This is a genomic window from Candidatus Chordibacter forsetii (assembly GCF_964187505.1).
GTDB lineage: Bacteria > Verrucomicrobiota > Verrucomicrobiia > Opitutales > Seribacteraceae > Chordibacter > Chordibacter forsetii.
In genome coordinates this window covers 1-5,002 of the sequence record NZ_CAXLML010000065.1, presented here as the reverse complement: position 1 = coordinate 5,002, position 5,002 = coordinate 1, and the positions used below count along the sequence as shown (strand labels likewise).

General features: G+C 39.0%; 8 protein-coding genes and 1 pseudogene. All 9 read left to right on the top strand.

Annotation, left to right across the window (positions count from 1 at the left end; translation table 11 throughout):
• Positions 1-397 precede the first annotated feature (397 nt).
• Positions 398-931, top strand: a complete 534-nt coding sequence (locus ACKPQ4_RS02925; protein WP_407679716.1) for a sigma-70 family RNA polymerase sigma factor — start codon at positions 398-400, stop codon at positions 929-931.
• A complete protein-coding gene (locus ACKPQ4_RS02920; protein WP_407679715.1) occupies positions 928-2,592 on the top strand; it encodes a LamG-like jellyroll fold domain-containing protein in 1,665 nt (554 codons plus the stop codon). Before ACKPQ4_RS02925 ends, ACKPQ4_RS02920 begins: the two co-directional genes overlap by 4 nt.
• Entirely contained in the window at positions 2,592-2,801 is a 210-nt protein-coding gene (locus ACKPQ4_RS02915) for a hypothetical protein (protein ID WP_407679714.1), read from the top strand. The genes ACKPQ4_RS02920 and ACKPQ4_RS02915 overlap by 1 nt, the downstream gene beginning before the upstream one ends.
• Positions 2,794-3,000 (top strand): hypothetical protein, encoded by a 207-nt coding sequence (locus tag ACKPQ4_RS02910; protein ID WP_407679713.1) that lies wholly within the window; start codon positions 2,794-2,796, stop codon positions 2,998-3,000. The genes ACKPQ4_RS02915 and ACKPQ4_RS02910 overlap by 8 nt, the downstream gene beginning before the upstream one ends.
• Before the next feature lie 13 nt (positions 3,001-3,013).
• The gene (locus tag ACKPQ4_RS02905; RefSeq protein ID WP_407679712.1) at positions 3,014-3,241 is read left to right on the top strand and encodes a hypothetical protein; all 228 of its coding nucleotides are present in this window, start codon (positions 3,014-3,016) and stop codon (positions 3,239-3,241) included.
• Complete coding sequence (locus ACKPQ4_RS02900) at positions 3,225-3,515, top strand: hypothetical protein (protein ID WP_407679711.1); 291 nt, start codon at positions 3,225-3,227, stop codon at positions 3,513-3,515. The genes ACKPQ4_RS02905 and ACKPQ4_RS02900 overlap by 17 nt, the downstream gene beginning before the upstream one ends.
• A gap of 34 nt (positions 3,516-3,549) precedes the next feature.
• Positions 3,550-3,777 (top strand): hypothetical protein, encoded by a 228-nt coding sequence (locus ACKPQ4_RS02895; RefSeq protein ID WP_407679710.1) that lies wholly within the window; start codon positions 3,550-3,552, stop codon positions 3,775-3,777.
• 222 nt (positions 3,778-3,999) lie between these two features.
• On the top strand, positions 4,000-4,239 hold the full coding sequence (locus ACKPQ4_RS02890) for a hypothetical protein (protein ID WP_407679709.1): 240 nt from the start codon (positions 4,000-4,002) through the stop codon (positions 4,237-4,239).
• Positions 4,240-4,270: 31 nt separating this feature from the next.
• Positions 4,271-5,002 (top strand): annotated as a pseudogene (locus ACKPQ4_RS02885) (hypothetical protein); the annotation flags it as partial.

Below are 5,002 nucleotides of genomic sequence, written 5' to 3'. Positions count from 1 at the left end.
AGTCCGGGGGCGTGTACATTGGATGAGCCTTTTACTAAGGGAAAAAAAGCAGAAACAGGAAAAAAAGTGCATTCATTTATTAAAAAACCCTGTATTTATGCGGTCTTTAGCCTGCCCCCCCCTATTTAGGTTCTCCTCCATCTCTCCCTCCGCAGGGCGGGCACCCGACCCCGATTTTTTTCCACATAATTAAAATTTTCATGAAAATGGACAATTCTTACTAGTGGATTAATAATCCAACGAAATCATTGATAATAAATCGGCTGCGGTATTGGTGTTGGCTGAAGGAGCCATTATTTAGGGTATTCTCAAGGGCTAAGGATCAAAATATTTTATAATCGCATAAAATTTTAACTTTTTTCGTTAAAATTGGGTTAACACGGGAGTGGATAGTTAGATGTCTAAATCAAATCCTGCAACAGAAAGTCTTTTTATAGAGCTTTACGCGAAGCATGAACCATCTGTTCGTGCCTTTGTAAAAAACGGTATTTTTTGTCAGCATGATGTAGCAGATGTCATGCAAAAGGTAGCCATGGTTGCATGGAAGAAATTTGCTAACTTAGATGATCCAGATTTGGAGTTTGGAAAATGGATGTGCGTGATTGCCCGTTATGAAATCATGAAATTCAGGCGAGGTAAAAGTCGGGATATTCTTATTCTAAGTGAAACTGCAGTTGAAAAAATTCTCGATCAAGGGTGTGAAGAATATTCAACCAGAATTAAAACCTTAGAGTTTTTGCAGACATGCATAGACAGTCTCAAAGAAGAAGAAAAGACACTCATCAAAATTGCATACAATTCTAACACTTTAATCAAAGTATTTGCTAAGACTTTGAACAAATCTGCACACGCAACATATCAGAAACTTCAAAGAATTCGAAACAAGTTGGCAGATTGCGTTGAGTTTAAGCTTAGCACCGAAAAAGTATGAAAAGTGAAGATAAGAGATTAATTCAAGCTTACTATTATGGAAGTATAACTAAGGGAGATGCAAAAAAGCTGAACAAGCTATTGGAACATGACCCAAAGGCTAGATCTTATTACATAACATACTCTGCCATCACAGAACATCTAGGTGAGTCAATGGAAGATAATGAAAATGAAATATTTTCCTCTCCAAAACTAAGTTTCTCCAAAAAACAATCCACTGCCCCATGGTTACTTATTGCGGCCTCTTTAGTGCTCGCATTTTTAGTCTTTGATTATCTGAACAATCGAGATAAAGACCACCCGACCGTTACAATTTCTGAAACTGATTCGATTTTAAATAATTCTCGGACCCAAGCTCACTTAGTGGATCATTTTAACGCATCCATAAAGGGCATAACCCGTCGACTGGAAGATTTCATCTGGGTTCCTGGCAAATACGAATTATTGAGCGGAGAATTGCATCTTCGGTTTAACCGTTGTGTTGATTTCATATTTCAAGGACCTGGTATTTTTGAAATAGAAGACTTTCAAAACATAAGGGGTACCAGTGGTAGTATCAGAACCATTGTTTTGAATGAAAATGGTAAGGGTTTTACCATTAAATCTCCCACAACAACATATGTCGACTGGGGTACTGAGTTCGCTCTTAATATTTCTCCATCGCAGCAAGATAAATTCAATATCGATCAAGGAGAAGTTGAGGTCTCACCAATAGGAAAACCTGATAACAAAACATTGTTAACCCGCTTTAATTCAAGCCATCAAAAATTAGACTTCATTGAATTAGATGCTAGTTTAAAGCCAAGTCAACCCGGTGATGCCGGAGCAAAAAGAAACTTCAAAGCATTTGAAAAACTTGCAAACCATGCTGACACGATTGGACTGTACAACTTTGATTCCCCTGAGCAATCCATATTAATAGAAGAACTGGTTAAAAGAATTCCAAAAAATTGGCAAAAGTGGTCAACAGTCCATAACCTTAAATCAAACCGGCTTATCATTAACCATGCGAAATCTGAAATCGGATCACATGGAGTCTTTCATAAATGTCACAGAACAGCTGGAAGATGGCCAGAGTCCTTAAGTGTCGGCTTACCACACAATGGCTCTCATGTAAGTTTCTCTATTCCTGGAAATTACCCTGAGATAACTATAAGTTTCTGGTTACAAAAACTAGACCGCCTAGATGCCATTAATTCACTAATAAAATCGGATTATTGGAATGAAATTGGAAATTTATGCATAGAATTTAGTCGGGGGGGTAAACCATATCTACACCAGTGGGGAGAAGTTTCCCCAAGTAAATTTAGGTTTGATAATGAAAGACTATCATCAGGTTGGCAGTTGGTAACCTACACATTTGGCAGGGAAGAAAATGATTCTAAAAGTAAAATCTACATAGATGGAAATCTTGTTTTTGAGTCTAAAACCAAATGGACGAATTACATTTCGTTAGGCGATTTTACAATCGGCGGCTGCGTAAATGAAACTGGACCAAGCTCAGCAAATTTAAACTGCAAAATTGACGAAATGGTTATTAGCAAAAACAGATGGAGTGAAGAAGATATAAGGGAATATTTCCTCGATGGATTCCCTTTCTACCAAGTGGAACCAATAACATTTGCTGAAAGTTCATTTTCTCCAACCAATCCTGCTCGATAATGAAACATGTGATTAAATTTAATGGGGAAGAATTAATCAATAAGTCTGAGGCCATTCGCATACTCGGTTTTTCCAAACTCGGCAGCATCGATTATTACATAAAAAAGAAGCAACTGGATGAATTTGAGATTTTAGGCCTCAACAAGAAACTTCTCTCCAAAAAGCAGATTGAATCACTCAAATCCAATAAGGGCTCTTCCCATGGATAAGATCAAGCGATACGACAAACAAGCAAACCACCTACTCAATCTGGTGCAGGCTGCTCATATACTTGGTTATAAGGATTACCGAATGATTGAGACCCTCATTGATCAGGGCTTACTCCAAGCCCACACCATTGGGAAATCCAAAAGATTAAAAGTATTTTACCACGACCTGATGGAATTTCCTCAAAAAGTAAAACCATAAGTATTTTTTGCCAATGATTAAGCCACTAGATAAACAAACGGATGATGAACGCTATCTGACCTTTACTGAGGCAGTTAAATTACTGGGTGCAGGCACCAATAATCGGATACGCAACTTTGTCCGAGAAGGCAAAGTACAATCCTATCGCCTGCCTCTCACCTCAGGATTACGGGTACGGGAGTCCGATATACTTTCTCTTATCGAGGTAAAAGAAATCAAAAAAGATGGATCAAAACAGTGAGATTTCTCTTCCAATCCTTAAAGATCTCGACCGTTTTATCAAAATCAGTGAAGCCGCCGATTTGTTAGGATATGCAAACTATCAATCAATTAACCATATGCATAAGCGAGGATTAATTGATGTGTACTCCCTACCCCATAACAAGCTTAAGCGTGTCCTACTTAGCGATATCACTGCCATTCTTGAGCAAAGCAAATCAGAGGAACAAAATTACTTCAAAAAAGCATTGAGCAAAAACAAAAGAGGCAGAGGGAGACCACGCAAATTTAATTAATTGTTAAGAAATATTCAGAAAAAGTAACGACTTGATGAAAGAAAACGCCAAACCAAAAAAAACAACTCTACTTAATCTCACCGAGGCTGGTCATTTGCTCGGATATCAAAATGCTACGGTGATCAAGAACTTGATCGGACAAGGTCTTTTAAAAACCTACATGATTCCAGATTCCACAAGAATTTTAGTGAGTAAAGAAGAAGTTCAGGGCCTAATCAAACCAGTCATCAAAACTCCCAAGAAGGACGACTCTAAGAAGTAAAGGATCAGTGGTAGAGATACCCTTTTCCTTCTAATCGAATAATTTCTCAAATTTTTGAAACTTTTTTGTAACATTTTTCAATCTGGTGCTAATAGAATAGTATACAAATATAACCTATAAGCATAATAGTATTAAATGTTAGGCAAACACATAAAAATAATCCCTTTTTGGCTCAATCGTTGGATCCAAAAAATGGATCGGTACAGTATCAAAATAAAATTCATGCACTTATATCATGCATTCTGCCTTCAAGAAAAAGAGCACATCGTACTTCAATTTGAAAGTGCGGAAACCTGTCTCAGGAAACTCCTCAAACAAGGCTTCGACCTTGGGGTTAAAAATGAGGCTATCCTCTACTCAGTAGTTCGTGCAGATCAAAACTCCACCTTCGAAAGGATCAAATTTTCACCTAGCGATCTTGCCAACTCTGAACCAAGCCAACCTACCCCATCCTTTGCCTAGAATTTTAAATTTTTAAGTCCACACCAGCCCTATGAACACATTTATAAAATTAATACTGCTCCTCGTGCTTTTGATTGCAGGAACCATTGTTACACGAGCACAAACCATCATTGTCCCCCCAAGCCTGGGGATTATGAGTTCCACACAAACCAGCCGCAACACCGCAACTCTAAGTGGAAATCTCCTAAGAACTGGCGGAGAGAATCCAACCGTTAAAATTGTCTGGGGTACTCAAGACCGGGGGTTACAACCTCTTCCCGACTTTAGTTGGGATAACGAGATTACCATCTCAACCAATCAGTCTGCAGGAACCTTCTCTACAAATATTACCATTCCTGCACAGGGTGATGTATATTATTTCCGTGCTATTGCCAGCAATGCCGCTGGCACAGTTGTCAGTCGCAACCTCGGCGTTTTACTACCCACAAAAATTGTTGGATCGGAAAATCTGGTTGGACGGTGGTCCTTTGACGATGGAGATTCGAACGACTCTTCAGGAAATGGGTACCATGGGAGTATGCAGAATTTCTTTACTCCAGGCAATGTATCCAATCTGAAACTTTGGCTGGATGCTGCGGACAGCAGTACACTTACTCTGGCTTCAGGTAAAGTATCTACATGGTCTGATAAGAGTGGAATCGGAAACCATGCAACAGTTTACTCAGGAGATTCCTTAGACCGCAGACCAACCTACACCGCTTCAGACAGTTTACTGAACAATAAACCATCGGTGGGTAGTAGCTCAAACTCTGGCGACATCGGC

What these genes read in the sequence shown, in the direction of transcription:
- ACKPQ4_RS02895 (WP_407679710.1), top strand. Translation starts at nt 3,550, where the DNA reads ATGAAAGAAAACGCCAAACCAAAAAAAACAACTCTACTTAATCTCACC.
- ACKPQ4_RS02905 (WP_407679712.1), top strand. Translation starts at nt 3,014, where the DNA reads ATGATTAAGCCACTAGATAAACAAACGGATGATGAACGCTATCTGACC.
- ACKPQ4_RS02925 (WP_407679716.1), top strand. Translation starts at nt 398, where the DNA reads ATGTCTAAATCAAATCCTGCAACAGAAAGTCTTTTTATAGAGCTTTAC.
- ACKPQ4_RS02920 (WP_407679715.1), top strand. Translation starts at nt 928, where the DNA reads ATGAAAAGTGAAGATAAGAGATTAATTCAAGCTTACTATTATGGAAGT.
- ACKPQ4_RS02890 (WP_407679709.1), top strand. Translation starts at nt 4,000, where the DNA reads ATGCACTTATATCATGCATTCTGCCTTCAAGAAAAAGAGCACATCGTA.
- ACKPQ4_RS02900 (WP_407679711.1), top strand. Translation starts at nt 3,225, where the DNA reads ATGGATCAAAACAGTGAGATTTCTCTTCCAATCCTTAAAGATCTCGAC.
- ACKPQ4_RS02915 (WP_407679714.1), top strand. Translation starts at nt 2,592, where the DNA reads ATGAAACATGTGATTAAATTTAATGGGGAAGAATTAATCAATAAGTCT.
- ACKPQ4_RS02910 (WP_407679713.1), top strand. Translation starts at nt 2,794, where the DNA reads ATGGATAAGATCAAGCGATACGACAAACAAGCAAACCACCTACTCAAT.